This is a genomic window from Mesorhizobium sp. M1142 (assembly GCF_040318565.1).
Lineage (GTDB): Bacteria > Pseudomonadota > Alphaproteobacteria > Rhizobiales > Rhizobiaceae > Mesorhizobium.
This window is the reverse complement of record NZ_JAMYMK010000005.1, coordinates 213,754-229,672: the sequence shown is the minus strand read 5'-3', so window position 1 is coordinate 229,672 and position 15,919 is coordinate 213,754. Positions and strand designations below refer to the sequence as shown.

General features: G+C 63.6%; 17 protein-coding genes. 5 read left to right on the top strand and 12 right to left on the bottom strand.

Annotation, left to right across the window (positions count from 1 at the left end):
* Window positions 1-176 precede the first annotated feature (176 nt).
* Window positions 177-557 carry a hypothetical protein gene (locus tag NKH42_RS11320; protein WP_352649382.1) on the bottom strand — a complete coding sequence of 127 codons (381 nt, stop codon included), beginning with the start codon at window positions 555-557 and terminating at the stop codon, window positions 177-179.
* A 230-nt stretch (window positions 558-787) separates the two neighbouring features.
* On the opposite strand from NKH42_RS11320, the gene NKH42_RS11315 reads away from it, so the two are divergent.
* Complete coding sequence (locus NKH42_RS11315; RefSeq protein ID WP_352649381.1) at window positions 788-1,147, top strand: hypothetical protein; 360 nt, start codon at window positions 788-790, stop codon at window positions 1,145-1,147.
* On the opposite strand, the gene NKH42_RS11310 is transcribed toward NKH42_RS11315, so the two are convergent.
* Window positions 1,131-2,351, bottom strand: coding sequence for a GGDEF domain-containing protein (locus NKH42_RS11310; RefSeq protein ID WP_352738336.1), 1,221 nt, complete (start codon window positions 2,349-2,351; stop codon window positions 1,131-1,133). The two genes, NKH42_RS11315 and NKH42_RS11310, sit on opposite strands and share 17 nt — an antisense overlap.
* A 76-nt stretch (window positions 2,352-2,427) precedes the next feature.
* Window positions 2,428-3,624: a GGDEF domain-containing protein gene (locus NKH42_RS11305; protein WP_352974077.1), complete on the bottom strand. Its 1,197-nt coding sequence runs from the start codon at window positions 3,622-3,624 to the stop codon at window positions 2,428-2,430.
* Between the two features lie 160 nt (window positions 3,625-3,784).
* Between NKH42_RS11305 and NKH42_RS11300 the strand changes: the two genes are divergently transcribed.
* Entirely contained in the window at window positions 3,785-4,096 is a 312-nt protein-coding gene (locus NKH42_RS11300) for a hypothetical protein (RefSeq protein ID WP_352508957.1), read from the top strand.
* Between the two features lie 60 nt (window positions 4,097-4,156).
* On the opposite strand, the gene leuC is transcribed toward NKH42_RS11300, so the two are convergent.
* The 5 genes from leuC to rplS all read right to left on the bottom strand — a co-directional run bounded on the left by leuC (window position 4,157) and on the right by rplS (window position 9,176).
* Window positions 4,157-5,566, bottom strand: a complete 1,410-nt coding sequence (leuC, locus tag NKH42_RS11295) for a 3-isopropylmalate dehydratase large subunit (RefSeq protein ID WP_352508958.1) — start codon at window positions 5,564-5,566, stop codon at window positions 4,157-4,159.
* 248 nt (window positions 5,567-5,814) lie between these two features.
* Window positions 5,815-6,450 (bottom strand): class I SAM-dependent DNA methyltransferase, encoded by a 636-nt coding sequence (locus tag NKH42_RS11290; RefSeq protein ID WP_352508959.1) that lies wholly within the window; start codon window positions 6,448-6,450, stop codon window positions 5,815-5,817.
* 52 nt (window positions 6,451-6,502) lie between these two features.
* Window positions 6,503-7,318, bottom strand: a complete 816-nt coding sequence (locus NKH42_RS11285; RefSeq protein ID WP_254817833.1) for an amino acid ABC transporter permease — start codon at window positions 7,316-7,318, stop codon at window positions 6,503-6,505.
* Window positions 7,319-7,584: 266 nt separating this feature from the next.
* Window positions 7,585-8,382, bottom strand: a complete 798-nt coding sequence (locus NKH42_RS11280; RefSeq protein ID WP_254817834.1) for a transporter substrate-binding domain-containing protein — start codon at window positions 8,380-8,382, stop codon at window positions 7,585-7,587.
* Window positions 8,383-8,636: 254 nt separating this feature from the next.
* Window positions 8,637-9,176 (bottom strand): 50S ribosomal protein L19, encoded by a 540-nt coding sequence (gene rplS, locus NKH42_RS11275; protein WP_254817835.1) that lies wholly within the window; start codon window positions 9,174-9,176, stop codon window positions 8,637-8,639.
* A gap of 356 nt (window positions 9,177-9,532) precedes the next feature.
* On the opposite strand from rplS, the gene NKH42_RS11270 reads away from it, so the two are divergent.
* Window positions 9,533-10,285, top strand: a complete 753-nt coding sequence (locus tag NKH42_RS11270; protein ID WP_023679781.1) for a sulfite exporter TauE/SafE family protein — start codon at window positions 9,533-9,535, stop codon at window positions 10,283-10,285.
* Here NKH42_RS11270 and trmD read toward each other — a convergent pair.
* Both trmD and rimM read right to left on the bottom strand, forming a co-directional pair.
* Complete coding sequence (trmD, locus tag NKH42_RS11265; protein ID WP_352751445.1) at window positions 10,267-10,965, bottom strand: tRNA (guanosine(37)-N1)-methyltransferase TrmD; 699 nt, start codon at window positions 10,963-10,965, stop codon at window positions 10,267-10,269. The genes NKH42_RS11270 and trmD overlap by 19 nt on opposite strands.
* A complete protein-coding gene (gene rimM / locus NKH42_RS11260) occupies window positions 10,962-11,555 on the bottom strand; it encodes a ribosome maturation factor RimM (RefSeq protein ID WP_352508963.1) in 594 nt (197 codons plus the stop codon). Before rimM ends, trmD begins: the two co-directional genes overlap by 4 nt.
* Before the next feature lie 115 nt (window positions 11,556-11,670).
* Here rimM and NKH42_RS11255 point away from each other — a divergent pair, with 115 nt between their 5' ends.
* A complete protein-coding gene (locus NKH42_RS11255; protein ID WP_352751441.1) occupies window positions 11,671-12,609 on the top strand; it encodes a tyrosine recombinase XerC in 939 nt (312 codons plus the stop codon).
* 85 nt (window positions 12,610-12,694) lie between these two features.
* Window positions 12,695-13,762, top strand: coding sequence for a TraB/GumN family protein (locus tag NKH42_RS11250; RefSeq protein ID WP_352691059.1), 1,068 nt, complete (start codon window positions 12,695-12,697; stop codon window positions 13,760-13,762).
* A 373-nt stretch (window positions 13,763-14,135) separates the two neighbouring features.
* Here the strand turns inward: NKH42_RS11250 and NKH42_RS11245 are convergent, their stop codons facing one another.
* Both NKH42_RS11245 and lpdA read right to left on the bottom strand, forming a co-directional pair.
* A complete protein-coding gene (locus NKH42_RS11245) occupies window positions 14,136-14,477 on the bottom strand; it encodes a hypothetical protein (RefSeq protein WP_352691061.1) in 342 nt (113 codons plus the stop codon).
* 30 nt (window positions 14,478-14,507) lie between these two features.
* Window positions 14,508-15,914 (bottom strand): dihydrolipoyl dehydrogenase, encoded by a 1,407-nt coding sequence (gene lpdA / locus NKH42_RS11240; protein ID WP_352691063.1) that lies wholly within the window; start codon window positions 15,912-15,914, stop codon window positions 14,508-14,510.
* Window positions 15,915-15,919 lie beyond the last annotated feature (5 nt).

Below are 15,919 nucleotides of genomic sequence, written 5' to 3'. Positions count from 1 at the left end.
TTCGGACAGCCGGTTTCTAATGCTCTTTTTGCACCGCGTCAAAGCCGGAAAACCGTTTCGAAAACGTAATTTAGTCTGATGAAAGCGGCGCTTTCAGCTTCAATCGATTAGGACTGTCGCCTTGAACCGGCACAATGTCGCTGCACTGCAAAAAATGGCTGCCACAAGGGGGCGGATCAGCGCTTGCAGGCCAGCGGTGAGGCACCGCCCTTCATTACCAGCGCGTCACGCCCGTCGATCACGATTGCGCCATGCGCCTCGCCGTAACGGCTGGTCTGATTGGCCGGTGAGGCCGGCAGCTCGGCGCTGGTGCCGTCCTGGCCGAGCACGCGCACCGACGTGCCAAGATTCTCGATGGTCATCACGCTACCGTCGGCGCAGTTGTAAGTAGCAATGCGCGGCTGCGGTGCCGTCGGTTCGCTGGCGGCGGGAGCAAGCGACACGGAAGCGGCGGCCGTATTGCCAAGCTTGGGCGCGCTGGTCTGCGGCGCGCAGGCGGCGGCAGCCAGTAGCGGCGGAATGGCCAGCGCCACCCGAAACCTGCGGTGTAATCTCATGCTGCTTTCCCCCGCGCATCGAGCCCCCGGATTTTCATGCTTTTTAAGTCGCGCCCGATGCCGGCGATGGTGGGAACAAGGCATGGCCGAATGATGGCCGGTGGGCGATCGGGTATTAACCATATTTTCCGAGACCTCGCCCCGGCTGCGGTTGCCCTCTTAACAAAGGTTAATAAAAGGTTAATTTCTGATTCGAGGAGGCTTGCCTCTCAGCAATGGAGCAGCACGCCATGCATTCGAATTCAGCAGGACCGCGCCTTCCCTGGTTCCTATTGGCGGCGCTCGCCGTCGGCGTCGTCGCACCGGCATTCGCCGGGACGCGCCATCATGACCGCGTCTATGCCGATTCCTTCGGCAATCTCGTCATCGACAGCGCCGCCGGCTACAAGCGTATCCTCGTTGGCGAGGGCAAGCTGGCCAAGGAGTTGTCCGACTACACCGGCGCCGGCCAGCCCGACGTGATCTACGAAAACGAATCGGACGATGTCCGCGGCGGCGACTGCTACAGGCCACCGGTTTTCGTCAAGGGCCGCAGCTATATGTATGGTCTCTCCGACGGCGAGATGCCGGAGCTCAGCCCCTGCCGCTGACGGCCACGCCGCCCTTGGTTGACGGCGCCGGCAGGGCAACAGCCGGCCCCACCGAGACACGCACGCAATCGCGGCCGCTGCCCTTCGCCTGATAAAGCGCTTTGTCGGCGCGCCGCAGCAGGTCGGAAAAGCTTTCGCCCGGACCAAGCTCTGCAACGCCGAAGCTGGCGCTGCAGCGGTGATTTGCGGGCAGGCAGTCGATCGGCGTGGAACCGAAGGCGCTGCGCGTGCCCTCGGCAAAGAGCCGGGCGGCGGCTAGATTGGTCCCCGGCAGGAAAATAGCGAATTCCTCGCCGCCGATGCGTCCGGCGACATGATGGTCGGCCGCGGCATCGCGGAGGAAACCGGCAAAGGCCTCGATGACCCGATCGCCCGACGCGTGGCCGTAAGTATCGTTGATGCGCTTGAAATGGTCGAGATCGGCAATGACCAGTGCCGCTGGAACGGCGCGCCGCATGGCGTCGCGCAGTGCGATCTCGGCATGGCGCTCGAAGCCGCCACGGTTGAGCAGCCGCGAAAGCGTGTCGGTTTCCGATTTCGACGTCACCTCGGCGAGCACGTCGCGGACCAGGATAGCCAATGTCACCAGCGCAAGCGCCAGGCCGAACACGGTGCCGACAGACTGCGACACCAACGCATAGCTGGTCTGCGCATAAGATTGCGGGTTGGCGCCCCAGCCCCCAAGCGCATGGGCGATGAAGGGTTTGCTGGCGAATTGCAAGGTGCTGGCCGCCAGGACAGCCATCAGCATATAGTCGAGCCGCTCGCGTCTTTGCCTGGACGACAAGACGATCGCCAGCCCGGTGAATTGCATGGCCGCATAGGGAAGCTGGTAGGCCGCCATTCGCACAAAGGATTGGCGTGGCAGATCCTGGACGAAGTAGACCGCGAGGGTGGCGAAGACCAGGAAGAGCAGCATCGGCGGCCAAGGCGGCGAAACGCGGTATTTATGGGCAAGCCCGCCATTGAAGGCGATGGTAGCAGCAAGGAAAGCGGCAAAGGCGGCGACAACTACGGGGCGCGCATTGTCGAAGGCAGGAATGCTGAACTCGATCGCGAAATAAGCCATGCCGAGCACATAGCCGAACGCCAGCCAGCGCGCCGACACCCGGCCGGCGTCATAGACCGCGATCGTCATGAAGGCCGCCGCCAGCAGCCCGGCAACGAACAGGTTGATCAGCAGGATGAAATTAGCGCTGCCCATGGCGTTTTGGCACTCCCCCCGAACAGCAGATCACCAACGGGCGAAAAAGACGTTAATTCGAAGCCGCCGCTGACGCTCAGCCAGCACTGGTCCGATTGGGAAGGACGACCGTTTCAGGCCGCTGATGGGACAGGCACACGCTGTCGCGGCCATTCCTTTTGGCTTTGTAGAGCGCTTCGTCGGCGCGGCGCATCACCGGGTCCAGCCCTTCGTGGCTGGTGCGGGCGGCCACGCCGAAGCTCGCGGTCACTCTTGTCTCGGGCGGAAGCCCGTCGATTCGGCCCGCCGAATAGAGCGTGCGAATGGTTTCGGCATACAGTCTTGCCGCGCCAAGGTCGCTGAGCGGCAACAGCACGGCGAACTCTTCGCCGCCGACGCGGCCGGCAACGCCGCGCGCACCTGCAGCCGACAGAAGCTTGGCGGCGAAATCGACGATGACGCGATCGCCGGCCGCGTGGCCATGCTGATCGTTGAGTGCCTTGAAATGATCGAGATCGGCCAGCACCAGCGTAACCGGCAATCGCGCCGTGGCACAGTGCTGCAGCACCAGCGTGGCGCGCTCCTCGAAGCCGCGGCGGTTGAGCAGGCCCGACAGCGGGTCTGTCAGGGTTTCGGTCTTCAGGGCCTTCGTCACATCGAGCGCGGCGGCGCCAAACAGGCAAAGTGCAATAAGCAGCGACAGCAATGCATGCGACAGCAGCGCCGTCGTCCAATAGGAGGAGGTGTAAAGCCCTTCATAGCTGGTGAACGGCCCATGCGCGATGACGACGGCAAGGGTCCGCGCCAGGAAGTTCATGCCGGAAAGCAGCGACAGTACGAACAGGACCATTTCTGTCGGGCCGTTGTTGCGCACTGCGCGCAACTCGGCGGCAACAACCAGGCTGATGCCGCCGAAGCTGAAATTGATGGCAAGGATGCGCCAGGTGAGATCCGGCCGGGCAAAAAGAAACCACGAGAACGCGGCCAGTCCGCCGCAGGCCAGAATGCCGACCGCCGTGTAAGGCACGCGCCGCCCATAGCGCGCAATGACCGCGCCGGCGAGACAGCAAGTGGCAAAGGTGAAGCACAGGATCGAGATGAGCTTGGTGGGCGCCATACCGACAGGCAGCGTGAAATACTGGAGCAGGAAGCCTGCGGCCGAGGCCGAGTAGCCCGCCGCCAGCACGGCCAGATAGGGACGGTGACGCTGATAGAACCACAGCACGAGAAATGCAGTGCCGAGTGTGAGGGCGATGCCTGGATTGAGCAGCGCTATGAGCAGGCCGGTGTCCAAGCGCTGTAATTTCCCCTCGCTTCCCTCAGGAGACGTTAGAGCGGAAGCCCAAACAAGCGGTTAAGCGAAAGCGAATATACGACAGGTGCGTCGACGCAGCCGCTGGGCGGAACCGCGAACGGCGAGCGGCGTTTCACGACGGCAACCAGGAGACGCTCGGATGGCCGACACGATCATGCTGACCGATCACGATGCAATTCGCTCTTGGGCGGCGGCGCGCGCCGGCTTTCCGGCGATCGTCGACGTGTCGCCCGAAGCCGGAACGCAGCCCATGCTGAGGCTGGTCTTCGGCCAGCATGCCTATCAGGACCAGGATGAGCCCGAACGTCCGGTCAATGCCGGCGGCTATGAACTGGTCGAATGGGATGAATGGTTCAAACTCTTCGACGAGCGCCAACTGGCGCTGGTCGTTGCAAAGGACCAACCCGGCCGACGTGAGGGATTTCACGAATTCGTCAGGCGGCCCGGCTGAAGAATGCCCGAACCGCATTGCGGCTCGGGCACTCTCATATCCGACTGGGCGCGCCCTGCGCTATTTCCACTCGCGGATGTCGACGAAATGGCCGGCAATTGCCGCCGCCGCCGCCATTGCCGGCGACACCAGATGGGTGCGGCCCTTGAAGCCCTGGCGCCCTTCGAAATTGCGGTTCGAGGTCGAGGCGCAGCGCTCATGCGGCTTCAGCCGGTCGTCGTTCATGGCAAGGCACATCGAGCAGCCCGGCTCGCGCCAGTCGAAGCCGGCCGCGACAAAGATCTTGTCGAGGCCTTCGGCCTCGGCCTGTTCCTTGACCAGGCCGGAGCCCGGCACGATCATCGCGCTGACCCGCGGATTGACCTTCTTGCCTTCGATCACCTTGGCGGCGGCGCGCAGATCCTCGATGCGGCCATTGGTGCAGGAGCCGATGAAGACGCGGTCAAGTTCGATATCGGTGATCTTGGTGCCCGGTATCAGGCCCATATAGTCGAGTGCACGCTGCTTGGACGTGCGCTTGTTCTCATCAGTGATGTCGTCTGGGTTCGGCACGATGCCTTGAACCGAGACAACGTCTTCGGGCGAGGAGCCCCAGGAGACGATCGGCGGCAGCTTTGCCGCGTCGAGCACGACGACCTTGTCGAAATGCGCGCCTTCGTCGGACTGCAGCGTCTTCCAATAGGCGAGCGCGGCATCCCAGGCTTCGCCCTTGGGGGCGCGCGGCTTGTCCTTGACATAGGCGAAGGTGGTCTCGTCCGGCGCGATCAGGCCGGCGCGCGCGCCGGCTTCGATCGACATGTTGCAGATCGTCATCCGACCTTCCATCGACAGCGCACGGATTGCCTCGCCGGCATATTCGATGACATAGCCGGTGCCCCCGGCTGTGCCGATCTCGCCGATGATGGCGAGGATGATGTCCTTGGCGGTGACGCCTTCCGGCAGTGCGCCGTCGACGCGCACCAGCATGTTCTTGGCCTTGCGCTGGATCAGCGTCTGCGTCGCCAGCACATGCTCGACTTCCGAGGTGCCGATGCCGTGCGCCAGCGCCCCGAACGCGCCATGCGTCGAGGTGTGGCTGTCGCCGCAGACGATGGTCATGCCGGGCAGCGTGAAGCCCTGCTCGGGACCGATGATGTGGACGATGCCCTGGCGGATATCCTTCTCGGAATAATATTCGATACCGAAATCCTTGGCGTTTTTGGCCAGCGCCTCGACCTGGATGCGGCTTTCCTCGTTCTTGATGCCGAACTTTCGCTCGGGCGAAGTCGACACGTTGTGGTCGACGACAGCCAGCGTCTTTTCCGGATGCCGAACCTTGCGGCCGGTAATGCGCAGGCCTTCGAAAGCCTGCGGGCTGGTGACTTCGTGGACGAGGTGGCGGTCGATATAGAGCAGGCAGGTGCCGTCGTCCTGGCGGTCGACGACATGGTCGTCGAAAATCTTGTCGTAGAGGGTGCGCGGTGCGCTCATGTGCGTAAATCCGTCGATTTAAAAAGGGAAAGGGACGCCGGTCGGCCGGCGAAACAGCCTGGCGAGTCCGCCCTAGCGAAGTCGGCTGGTCAGCGCCCCGCAGACGCGCGCGGAAAATCGCGACGGCAGGCGTTTCCTGTCCTGCAGCACGAAACCTTTATAGGCCGGATCGCCAAAAAGCTCTTCCATGGCGCTGCTCATATCAATGTTTTGGCTTTTCAGCAATCGCGTCTGCCTTCGCAGGCGCTTCACAGCACCTCGAACACGAAGGTTTTCACCAGCGCGTCGGGCTCGGCGATCGCGTAGCAGCGGAACCATGGGCTCTCCTCGACCGGCCGCCATTTTTTCGCCTGCTCCAGTTCGCCAAACACGGCCTTGAACCCGCTGCTTTCAAACACCTGGTCACGGACCGTAAAGATGGCGTGGCCGCCCTTCCGGGTGATGCGCACCAGCTCATGCAGGCCCGACGCCGGCGCGTGGCTGATGGTGAACACGCCGGTCGAGAAAAAGGCCCGGAAATAGCCGTCCGGCCAGGGCAATGGCCCGCCGAGTATCGCCTGTTTCAGCTCGCTGTAGGCCTGCCGGCCGCCGGCGATTTTCAGCATGTCCTGCGACAGGTCGAGGCCGGCAACGTCGTGGTAGCCTAGCGCCTTGAGCGACGGCCCCGACAGGCCGGTGCCGCAGCCGGCGTCGAGCAGCGGTCCTTCGCCCGGCGGCACGTAGCGCGCCACCCAGGCGGTGATCAGGAACGGCAGGAGATAGCCGAGCGCCGCGGTTTCGCCGTCATAGGTCGCGGCCCATTGCGCATAGGCCTTGGCGAGCGCCTCAGGCGTGTCGGCCGTGTAGACCGCTTCAAGCGCCGCATTGGCCTTGTCGATGATCATGGGTCCTCCCCGGTCGCGTCCGCTCGATGGTAGCGCCGTTTTCGCCTGCCTTCTATTCCCCATGCTGGTGGCGCAGCCGCTTCTCCAGCGCCCGCATGGCCAGCGACAGGCCGACGGTCAGGATGAGATAGATATAGGCGACGATCGAATAGGTTTCGAAGAAGCGGAACGAGCCGGCGGCGTAGATCTTGCCCATCTGGGTGATGTCGGCGACGCCGAGCACCGAGACCAGCGAGGAATCCTTGACCATGGCGACGAAATCATTGCCGAGCGGCGGCAGGATGGTGCGGATCGCCTGCGGAAAGACGACCAGCCGGAAGCGCTGCGTGCGCGTCAGCCCGAGCGCCTTCGCCGCCTCGATCTGGCCCTTCTCGACCGCCTGGATGCCGGCGCGGAACACCTCCGAGATGAAGGCGGAATAGCCGATGGTCAGCGCCATGACGGCGCGCCATAAAAGCGAGACGTCGCGTACCAGCAGCTCACCGAAGAGGCCGGCGCTTTGCAGCGGCGCCGTCAGCGCGTTCCACGCTGCGACGAAGGCCGGCGCGCCGGCAAAGGCGATCCAGAACAACAGCACCAGCATCGGTACGCCGCGGATGATCTCGACGTAGAAGCGGGCGATCTGGCTGAGCCAGCGTGAGCCCGACAGGCCCATCAGAGCGACGCCGAGCCCGATCGCGCAAGCCAGCGCGAAGGCGACCACGGTGACGAAGATGGTGACGCCGATGCCCTTGGCGACGGTTGCGAAGACCTGGGCATAGAGGTCGCTGGCAACGATGAAGACGGCGGCGGCCAAGGCGATCGCCACGGCCACGGCAAGCCACCACGGGAAGTCGGATTTGGCCGAGGCGAGAGGCGGCGACGGCATCAAGCGGTACCGGTGACAGAGTCACGAAGGCAGCGTTCTGTCACACCCCCCTCTGGCCTGCCGGCCATCTCCCTCTCAAGGGGGGAGATCGGCAGCTTTGACCTCGCCGTCCGTTCTGCAACACTGAAAATTAGCGAAAACCGATGCGAAATCCGATCTCCCCCCTTGCGGGGGAGATGGCCGGTAGGCCAGAGGGGGGTGTACGAGCGCAGAGTCAGCGCGAGTTCCCGCGCACAATCGTCATGAAATGCGCGCAACAAGCGGGCCTACTGCCCCATCTTGTAGTCGAGGAACCACTTCTTGTTGAGCGCGTCGAGCGTGCCGTCGGCCTTGAGCGCGGCGATCGCCGCGTTGACCGGCTTCACCAGGTCGGAGCCCTTGGGGAAGATGAAGCCGAAATCCTCGGTGCCGAGCGGCCCGCCGATCAGCTTCAGCCCGCCATTGGACGCATCGACATAGCCCTTGCCGGCAGTGCCGTCGGTGAGCACGACATCGACGTCGCCGGCCTTCAGCGCCTGCACCGTCGCGCCGAATGTCTCGAACAGCTTTATGCGCGGGTTCTGCTCATTGCCGTCGAGCACGCTGTAGACGGCGGTGTAGAACGGCGTGGTGCCGGCCTGCGCACCGATCAGCCCGTCCTTGAAGGCAGCGAACGTCTTGGCATCGGTGAAGCGTTTCTCGTCGCCGCGCACCAGCATGAACTGTTCCGAGCGCATATAGGGATCGGAGAAATCGACCTTCTGCTTGCGGTCGTCCTTGATGGTGATGCCGGTCATGCCGATGTTGTATTGGTTGTCGGAAACCGCCTGGATCATCGCGTCCCACGAGGTGTTCTGGTACTCGACCTTGAAGTTCAGCCGTTTGGCGATCTCGTTCATCGCGTCATATTCCCAACCGATCTGCTTACCGGTCTTGGCATCGATAAACTGCAGCGGCGGATAGGCGTTTTCGGTCACCACCACCACTTTCCTGCCGCCAAGATCCGGCAGCGCCTGCGCCAGGGCCGCGATGGGCACGAGAAGGCAAGCCAGCAGGCCGGCCAGCAGCAGTTTCGATTTGGTCATGACACGCTCCCCAAGAACTGAACCGCCTCGATCGACCGAGGCATGCAGGAAATCCGGCGCCGACTTTAGCTTTCCGCAGGCGCCTTGCAAGCCGCTCCGATGCGCCGCTCGGCACGAAAATGAGTTCCAATGCTTTCAATGGCGGCATTACGGAACGATCCGTATCGATTGCGGACCGGCAAAATCGAATCCACCTCGCGAAACAAAAAGGCGGCCGAAGCCGCCTTTCCGAAACCATGGGTTTTGACGACGCCTTATTCGGCGGCAGCTGCTTCCGCGGCCTTGGCGGCCTCGTCGGCGGCCTTCTTCTCGGCGGCGTCCTGCGCGGCCTTCTCGGCGGCCAGCGCCTGGGCGGCGGCCACTTTCTCGGCCTCGATACGCGCCTTCTCGGCGTTCAGCGCATCGCGCTCTTCATCGTTGAGCTTGCGGGCGCGCACGCCGGTGTTTTCCGAAATACGGGCCGACTTGCCGCGACGGTCACGCAGATAGTACAGCTTGGCGCGACGCACCTTGCCACGACGCACGATCTCGACGCCCTCGACCATCGGCGAATAGACCGGGAACACCCGCTCCACGCCTTCGCCGTAGGAGATCTTGCGGACGGTGAAATTTTCCTGGAAGCCGGCGCCGGCGCGGGCGATGACGACGCCCTCATAGGCCTGGACGCGGGTGCGAGTGCCTTCGGTCACACGGACCTGGACGCGCACGGTGTCGCCGGGCTGGAATTCGGGAAGCTTGCGCTTGGCTTCGATCTTGGCGGCCTGCTCGGCCTCGAGCTGACGGAGGATGTCCATCTCAATAATCCACTTCTTGTTCTTCCGACAGTCAGAGCGTCCGACACTCGCCTTGCAGTCGCATCGACCGCTCGGCTATGCCCTTCGTTCGAGAACTTCTGTTCGAGAACATCGGGCAGGGGCGACTACACCGTCACTGTTGACGGGTCCGGGAGAATTTTCTTCCGGTTCGGCGCGCACATACAGCTATTTCGGCGCTTTGTCACGCCTTCGCTGGCTCTTTTTTGGCGCTGCTTCTTTTTGGCTGGCGCCGCTGTGGCAATCCCGTGATCGCTTGTGGTCCAGGGGGTTGCGCCCGCGCGTCAAGCTTTCTAAGCCGGAAGATAAGCATTTTTCCTCCAGCGACGACACCCCTCATGCCAATCTTGGACGCGGTCCTGCTCTTTCTCGCCGGCTTTCTATCAGGCGCGGTCAACGCCGTTGCCGGCGGCGGCACGTTCATAACCTTTGGCGCCATGACCCTGGCCGGCCTGCCGCCGATCGTCGCCAACGCGACATCGTCGGTGACGCAATTTCCTGGCTATATCACCTCGACGCTGGCCTATTGGCACGACATCAAGCATTTCTGGCGCGGCGCACTGCTGCTCAGCCTCATTTCGGCTCTCGGTGCGCTGTCTGGCGCGCTCATCCTTCTAGGCCTCGACAACCCGTCGTTCCGCGCCTTGGTGCCGTGGCTGCTGCTGGCGGCAACAGCGTTGTTCGCTGCCGGGCCATGGCTGAAGCCGGCGCCCAAGCCGGAGCATGAAGCCGCCGTGGGTTCGCTGGTCGGGTCGCTGGCGCAGTTCGCCACCGCCGTCTATGGCGGCTTCTTCGGCGCCGGCATGGGCGTCATGATGCTGGCGACGCTCGGTCTCACCCAGTCCGGCGATTATCATCGGCTGAACGCATTGAAGAACATGCTGGCCGTGGTCATCGCTGCGGTTGCCATCCTGGTCTTCGTCTCTGGCGGCGTCATCGCCTGGCTGCAGGCGATCATCATGATCCCGGGTGGCGCGCTTGGCGGCTATGCCGGCGTCTGGATCGCCAGGCGCGTGCCGCAGAACGCGGTGCGCGGCTTCGTCATTGCCGTCGGCCTGTTCCTGGCCTTCTACTATTTCGATAAGGGCTGAGCGGCTAAAAGATCCGGCCGTCGCTCCTTCGTCAGCCTCTCCGCTTCGGCCCGCCGCCACGCCGCGATCTTGCTGTGATTGCCCGAAATCAACACTTCGGGAATCGGCCGGCCCTCGAATTCCTGCGGCCGCGTATAATGCGGATGTTCGAGCAGGCCGTTTTCAAAGCTCTCTTCCTCGCCCGATACCGCATTGCCCATCACGCCGGGCAGCAGGCGCACCACGGCGTCGAGCAGCACGAGTGCCGCCGGCTCGCCGCCGGACAGGATGAAATCGCCGATCGAGACTTCCTCGAGGCCTCGCGATTCGATGACCCGCTGGTCGACGCCTTCGAAGCGGCCGCAGACGATCACCGCACCCGGCCCGGCGGCGAGCTCACGCACACGGCGCTGTGTCAGCGGCTTGCCGCGAGGGCTCATCAGCAGGCGCGGACGTGGATCGCCTGCCGGCGAGGCATGGTCGATAGCGCTGGCCAGCACGTCTGCCCGCATCACCATGCCGGCGCCGCCGCCGGCCGGCGTGTCGTCCACGGTCCGGTGACGATCGCGGGCAAAGTCGCGGATCTGGATCGTTTCGAGCGACCAAATGCCGGTGTCGAGCGCGCGGCCGGCCAGCGACAGGCCAAGCGCGCCGGGAAACATCTCGGGATAGAGCGTCAGCACCGAAGCCGAAAAACTCACCGGTTGCCTCCGGCGTCCCTCGGCCCGCGCGGCCGGCCCTTGGGGTCGAAGCTGTCGCGCTCGGCAGATTCTCCGTCCTCGACCAACCCTGCCGCAGCCGGATCGATGCGGACAAAGCCGCCGGCGATCGACACTTCCGGAACAGCGGCCCGCGTGAACGGGATAAGCACGCCTTTGCGCCCCGCCAGCGTCACGTCGAGAATGTCGCCGCCGCCAAAATTATGCACGGCGACGACCTTGCCGATAATGGCACCGGTGTCGTCCTTGACCTCCAGCCCGACGAGATCGGCGTGGTAGAATTCGTCCTCTTCGCCCTCATCAGGCAACACCGAACGGTCGACGAACAATTCGGTGCCGGCAAGCGCCTCGGCGGCATTGCGATCGTTGACGCCTTTGAAGCGCACCACCACGACGGTGTTGGCAGGCCTGATGTCGACGATCTGGAAGGCGCGGCCATCCCTGGCGTAGAGCGGACCGTAATCGGCCAGCGCCAGCGGGTCGCCGGTAAAGCTCTTGACGCGCAATTCGCCCTTGATGCCGTGCGCGGCACCGATCACGGCCATCTGGACGGGGTTTTGCGGTTTGCTCATCTGCGGAAAATCCTTTGCCTTGCTCTAACCCCAGCCCATCGTCATTTCAATGATGCCGCTCTTCACCGCTTCCTAACCCGCATGCCGGAAGATGGCGGGGAACTGGAAGAGCGCAATGCAGGAATTCCTCATACCGGCAAAACCCGATCTTCAGGCGGCGCGCGAGGCCTGGCTGAAGATGCTGGCGCGCGAACGCCGGCTGTCGCCCGAAACCGTCGAGGCCTATGAGCGCGACACGCGCCAGTTCCTGCATTTCCTGACCAGCCATTGCGGCGGCTCGCCTGGTATTTCAGACATCGCCGATCTGCGCCCAGCCGATCTGCGCGGCTTTCTCGCTGCCCGCCGTGCCGAGGGCGCCGGTGCCCGCACGCTCGGGCGCGGGCTGGCCGGCATCCGCTCGCTGCTGCGTTTCCTGGAACGGCGCGGCCTCGCCAATGCGGCAGGTGCGGCAGCCTTGCGCGCACCGCGGCAGCCGAAATCGCTGCCCAAGCCGCTGACCGCAAGCGATGCAAAACACGTCGTCTCGGTGGAAGGCCAACTGGCGGAGGAGCCGTGGATTGCCGCGCGCAACGCCGCCGTGCTGACTCTGCTTTATGGGTCCGGCTTGCGGATCTCCGAGGCGCTCGGCCTGTCGGGCGCCGATCTATCCTCACCTGGTGATACTGTGCTGCGCGTCACCGGCAAGGGCGGCAAGACGCGGCTGGTGCCGGTGCTGCCGGTAGCGCTGCGGGCGATTGCCGAATACCGCCGCCTCTGCCCCTGGCATCTCGATCCCAAGGGCCTGCTGTTTCGCGGTGCGCGCGGCGGCCCGCTGAACCCCGCGATCGTTCAGCGCGACATGGCCAAGCTGCGCTCGGCGCTCAACCTGCCCGAGACCGCGACGCCGCATGCGCTGCGCCATTCTTTCGCCACGCATCTGCTTGGGCGCGGCGGCGACCTGCGCACCATCCAGGAGTTGCTCGGCCACGCCAGCCTGTCGACAACCCAGATATACACCGGCGTCGACACCGCGAGGCTGCTCGAGATTTACGAAGCAGCTCATCCTCGTGCGTGATGGACGCTTGAATAGGTGACGATCTCGCAACAATTTTGATGCGCTGATTAACCGTTTTGCCGCTTTTTGCGCCTAGAAGCGCAGCATGAAACGCCTCATCGCCATCGCCGACCGCGCGACCCAAGTGTCGCTGAAGCTGCTCGTCGCGCTCAACGCCCTGTTTTTCCTCTCCTTCCTCATCATCGCGCTGCTCGCCGCGGGCAAGGCACGCGCCGAGGCCCCGGCCTGCACCGGTACCGATATGCTCAGCGCGTTGCAAAAGAACGACCCGGCTGGCTACCGCAAGATCGAGGCGGACGCGGCAGCAACACCGAACGGCAAAGGCTTGCTGTGGAAGCTGGAAAAATCGGGCGAAAAACCGTCCTTCCTGTTCGGCACCATGCACCTTACCGACCCGCGCGTCACCACGCTGCCACCCGCCGCGCAGAAGGCGTTTGATGCGGCTGGCACCGTCATCATCGAAACCACCGAAGTGCTCGATAAGCAGAAGATGATGGCAGCATTGCTGAAAGAGCCGGATCTGATGATGTTCACCGACAAGACGACGCTTTCGTCGCTGCTGTCGCCAGAGGACGCGGCGGTGGTCGACAAGGCGCTCGACGCGCGTGGCATCCCGCCAGCGACTGTCGCCAAGATGAAACCTTGGTTGCTGTCGGCGATGGTGGCGCTACCAGCATGCGAAGTCGCCCGCCAGGCTGGCGGCGCGCCGGTGCTCGACGTCAAGCTTGCCAAGGACGCCGAGGCTGCGGGCAAATCAGTCGAGGGGCTGGAGACAATCGCCGACCAGCTGCGCGCCATGGCTTCGCTGCCGATCGCCTTTCACCTGAAGGGTCTGGTCGATACGCTGAAGCTTGGCGACAAGGTGAACGACGTCAACGAAACCATGATCGTGCTTTACCGCCGTGGCGACACTGGCATGTACGTACCGCTGTTTCGGGCTGTCGTCCCCGAACAGGTCGACGACCAATCGGGTTACGCCGAATTCGAGCAGACCATGATCACCAGCCGCAACAGGGTGATGGTTGATCGTGCAGCGCCGATCCTCGCCCACGGCAATGTCTTCATGGCGGTCGGCGCCATGCACCTTCCCGGAGCGCAAGGCTTGGTCGAGGGTTTCCGCAAGACCGGCTATACGGTGACTGCCGTCAACTGAACAACACGGCGGAGTTGCACACCGAATCATCGCCACGCCTGGGTCAACCCCTACTCGCGGCGCGACGGCGGACCAGCCGCGCTTCGTGTCAAGAAACTGAAAAAGGTTCGCTTTGGCTCGACCGAACCCATTTTGCGGTGGAAATGCATGCCTGCAAGGGATTCCGGATCAGAATTGCCCTGTTTTCGGCGTTTTCAACGCCTAATGTGAAACCGATTCAACGATTGTACGTTGATGGCTATTACTTGATGTTTTTCATCCACGGAGGACACTTTTATGGCGAACACACCCAATCCGAACGACCCATTCACCTCGCCGGGCTCCGCGCGGCCAAGCGGCGGCGGCAGCGGCTGGCTGATTGCCCTGGTCGTCGTTATCCTGGCAATTGTCGCCTATTATGTTTTTGGAAGACGTAGCGAGGCACCTGCGCCTGCCGAACCGCCCGCAGCCAGCACACCAGCTCCGGCCCCAGCGCCCGCCGAGCCGATGAAACCAGCCGAACCGGCTCCTGCGCCAGCTCCGGCAACACCCGCTCCGGCTCCCGCTCCGGCAGAGCCTGCACCCGCTCCGGCCCCTGCGCCAGCCCCGGCCCCGGCACCAGCACCTGCCCCGGCTCAGTGATCAAACTGCTGATTTGATATATGAACGGCCCGCTGAAAAGCGGGCCGTTTTGTTTTTGGGAGCAGCCGTCGAGGGCTTTGGACGTTTCAGCCAATCTCTAAGGTTTGCGATTCACCGCGTTTGCTCAGATATGGATCGGCTTGAAGAACGTCGCCAATGCCGCCTCCTTTACCGCTTCCGACATTGTCGGATGGGCGTGACAGGTGCGGGCCAGGTCTTCCGACGAGCCGCCAAATTCCATCAGCACGGCCGCCTCGTGGATCATCTCGCCGGCGCCGAACCCGACGATGTGGACGCCGAGCACACGGTCGCTGGCCTTGTCGGCCAGGATTTTCACAAAGCCGTCGGTATGCAGCATGGCGCGCGCGCGGCCATTGGCGCTGAACGGGAATTTTCCGGCCTTGTAGTCGACGCCGGCTTTTTTCAATTCTTCTTCGGTCTTGCCGACCGAGGCGATTTCCGGCGTGGTGTAGACGACGCTCGGAATCACGTCATAGTTCACATGCCCGGCCTGGCCGGCGATGGTTTCGGCCACCGCCACGCCCTCGTCCTCAGCCTTGTGTGCAAGCATCGGTCCGGCGATGACATCGCCGATGGCATAGATGCCAGGCACGTTGGTCCTGAGATGGCCGTCGGTCTTGACCCGGCCGCGCTCATCGACGTCGACGCCGGTCTCCTTCAGCCCGAGAGCGTCCGAATAGGCCCGTCGTCCCGTCGCAATCAGCACCGCGTCCGCCTCGATCGTCTCGGCTGCTCCGCCCTTGACCGGCTCGAAGGTGACAATCGCTCCCTTCTTGGCCTTGGCGACGCCGGTCACCTTGGCGCCCAGCCTGAACTCAAATCCCTGCTTCGACAGCAGGCGCTGGAACTGCTTGGAGACCTCGCCATCCATGCCGCCCAGGATGGTGTCGAGGAACTCGACCACGGTGACCTTGGCGCCAAGCCGCGCCCAGACCGAGCCGAGCTCCAGACCGATGACACCGCCGCCGACCACCACCAGATGGCCCGGCACCTTGTCCAGCGACAGCGCGCCGGTCGACGAGATGATCACCTTCTCATCGAAATCGACCTTGACGCCGGGAATGCCGGCGACGTCGGAGCCGGTGGCGATGACGATGTTCTTGGTCTCGATCTCCTCGACCTTGCCGTCATCGGAGGTCACCGACACCTTGCCGGCCGCAACTACCTTGCCGGTGCCACGAAAACTGTCGATCTTATTCTTCTTGAACAGGAAGGCGACGCCATTGACGTTGGCCGTTACCGTCGCATCCTTGTGTGCCATCATCTTCCCAAGGTTGAGCTTGGGCGCGCCGATCTCGACGCCGAGCGCCTCGAAGGAATGGCCGGCCTCGGCAAACATCTCGGACGCATGCAGCAGCGCCTTCGACGGGATGCAGCCGATGTTGAGGCAGGTACCGCCGAAGGTCGGGTCCTTTTCGACCACCGCCGTCTTCAGACCGAGCTGCGCCGCCTTGATGGCGCAGACATAGCCGCCTGGTCCCGATCCGATGATAACGACATCATAGGCCATGATAC

Coding starts and splice junctions, on each gene's coding strand:
- NKH42_RS11290 (WP_352508959.1), bottom strand. CDS start 6,450: ATGATCATCGACAAGGCCAATGCGGCGCTTGAAGCGGTCTACACGGCC.
- NKH42_RS11280 (WP_254817834.1), bottom strand. CDS start 8,382: ATGACCAAATCGAAACTGCTGCTGGCCGGCCTGCTGGCTTGCCTTCTC.
- NKH42_RS11320 (WP_352649382.1), bottom strand. CDS start 557: ATGAGATTACACCGCAGGTTTCGGGTGGCGCTGGCCATTCCGCCGCTA.
- leuC (WP_352508958.1), bottom strand. CDS start 5,566: ATGAGCGCACCGCGCACCCTCTACGACAAGATTTTCGACGACCATGTC.
- lpdA (WP_352691063.1), bottom strand. CDS start 15,914: ATGGCCTATGATGTCGTTATCATCGGATCGGGACCAGGCGGCTATGTC.
- NKH42_RS11300 (WP_352508957.1), top strand. CDS start 3,785: ATGGCCGACACGATCATGCTGACCGATCACGATGCAATTCGCTCTTGG.
- NKH42_RS11315 (WP_352649381.1), top strand. CDS start 788: ATGCATTCGAATTCAGCAGGACCGCGCCTTCCCTGGTTCCTATTGGCG.
- NKH42_RS11255 (WP_352751441.1), top strand. CDS start 11,671: ATGCAGGAATTCCTCATACCGGCAAAACCCGATCTTCAGGCGGCGCGC.
- rimM (WP_352508963.1), bottom strand. CDS start 11,555: ATGAGCAAACCGCAAAACCCCGTCCAGATGGCCGTGATCGGTGCCGCG.
- NKH42_RS11310 (WP_352738336.1), bottom strand. CDS start 2,351: ATGGGCAGCGCTAATTTCATCCTGCTGATCAACCTGTTCGTTGCCGGG.
- rplS (WP_254817835.1), bottom strand. CDS start 9,176: ATGGACATCCTCCGTCAGCTCGAGGCCGAGCAGGCCGCCAAGATCGAA.
- NKH42_RS11270 (WP_023679781.1), top strand. CDS start 9,533: ATGCCAATCTTGGACGCGGTCCTGCTCTTTCTCGCCGGCTTTCTATCA.
- NKH42_RS11250 (WP_352691059.1), top strand. CDS start 12,695: ATGAAACGCCTCATCGCCATCGCCGACCGCGCGACCCAAGTGTCGCTG.
- NKH42_RS11285 (WP_254817833.1), bottom strand. CDS start 7,318: ATGCCGTCGCCGCCTCTCGCCTCGGCCAAATCCGACTTCCCGTGGTGG.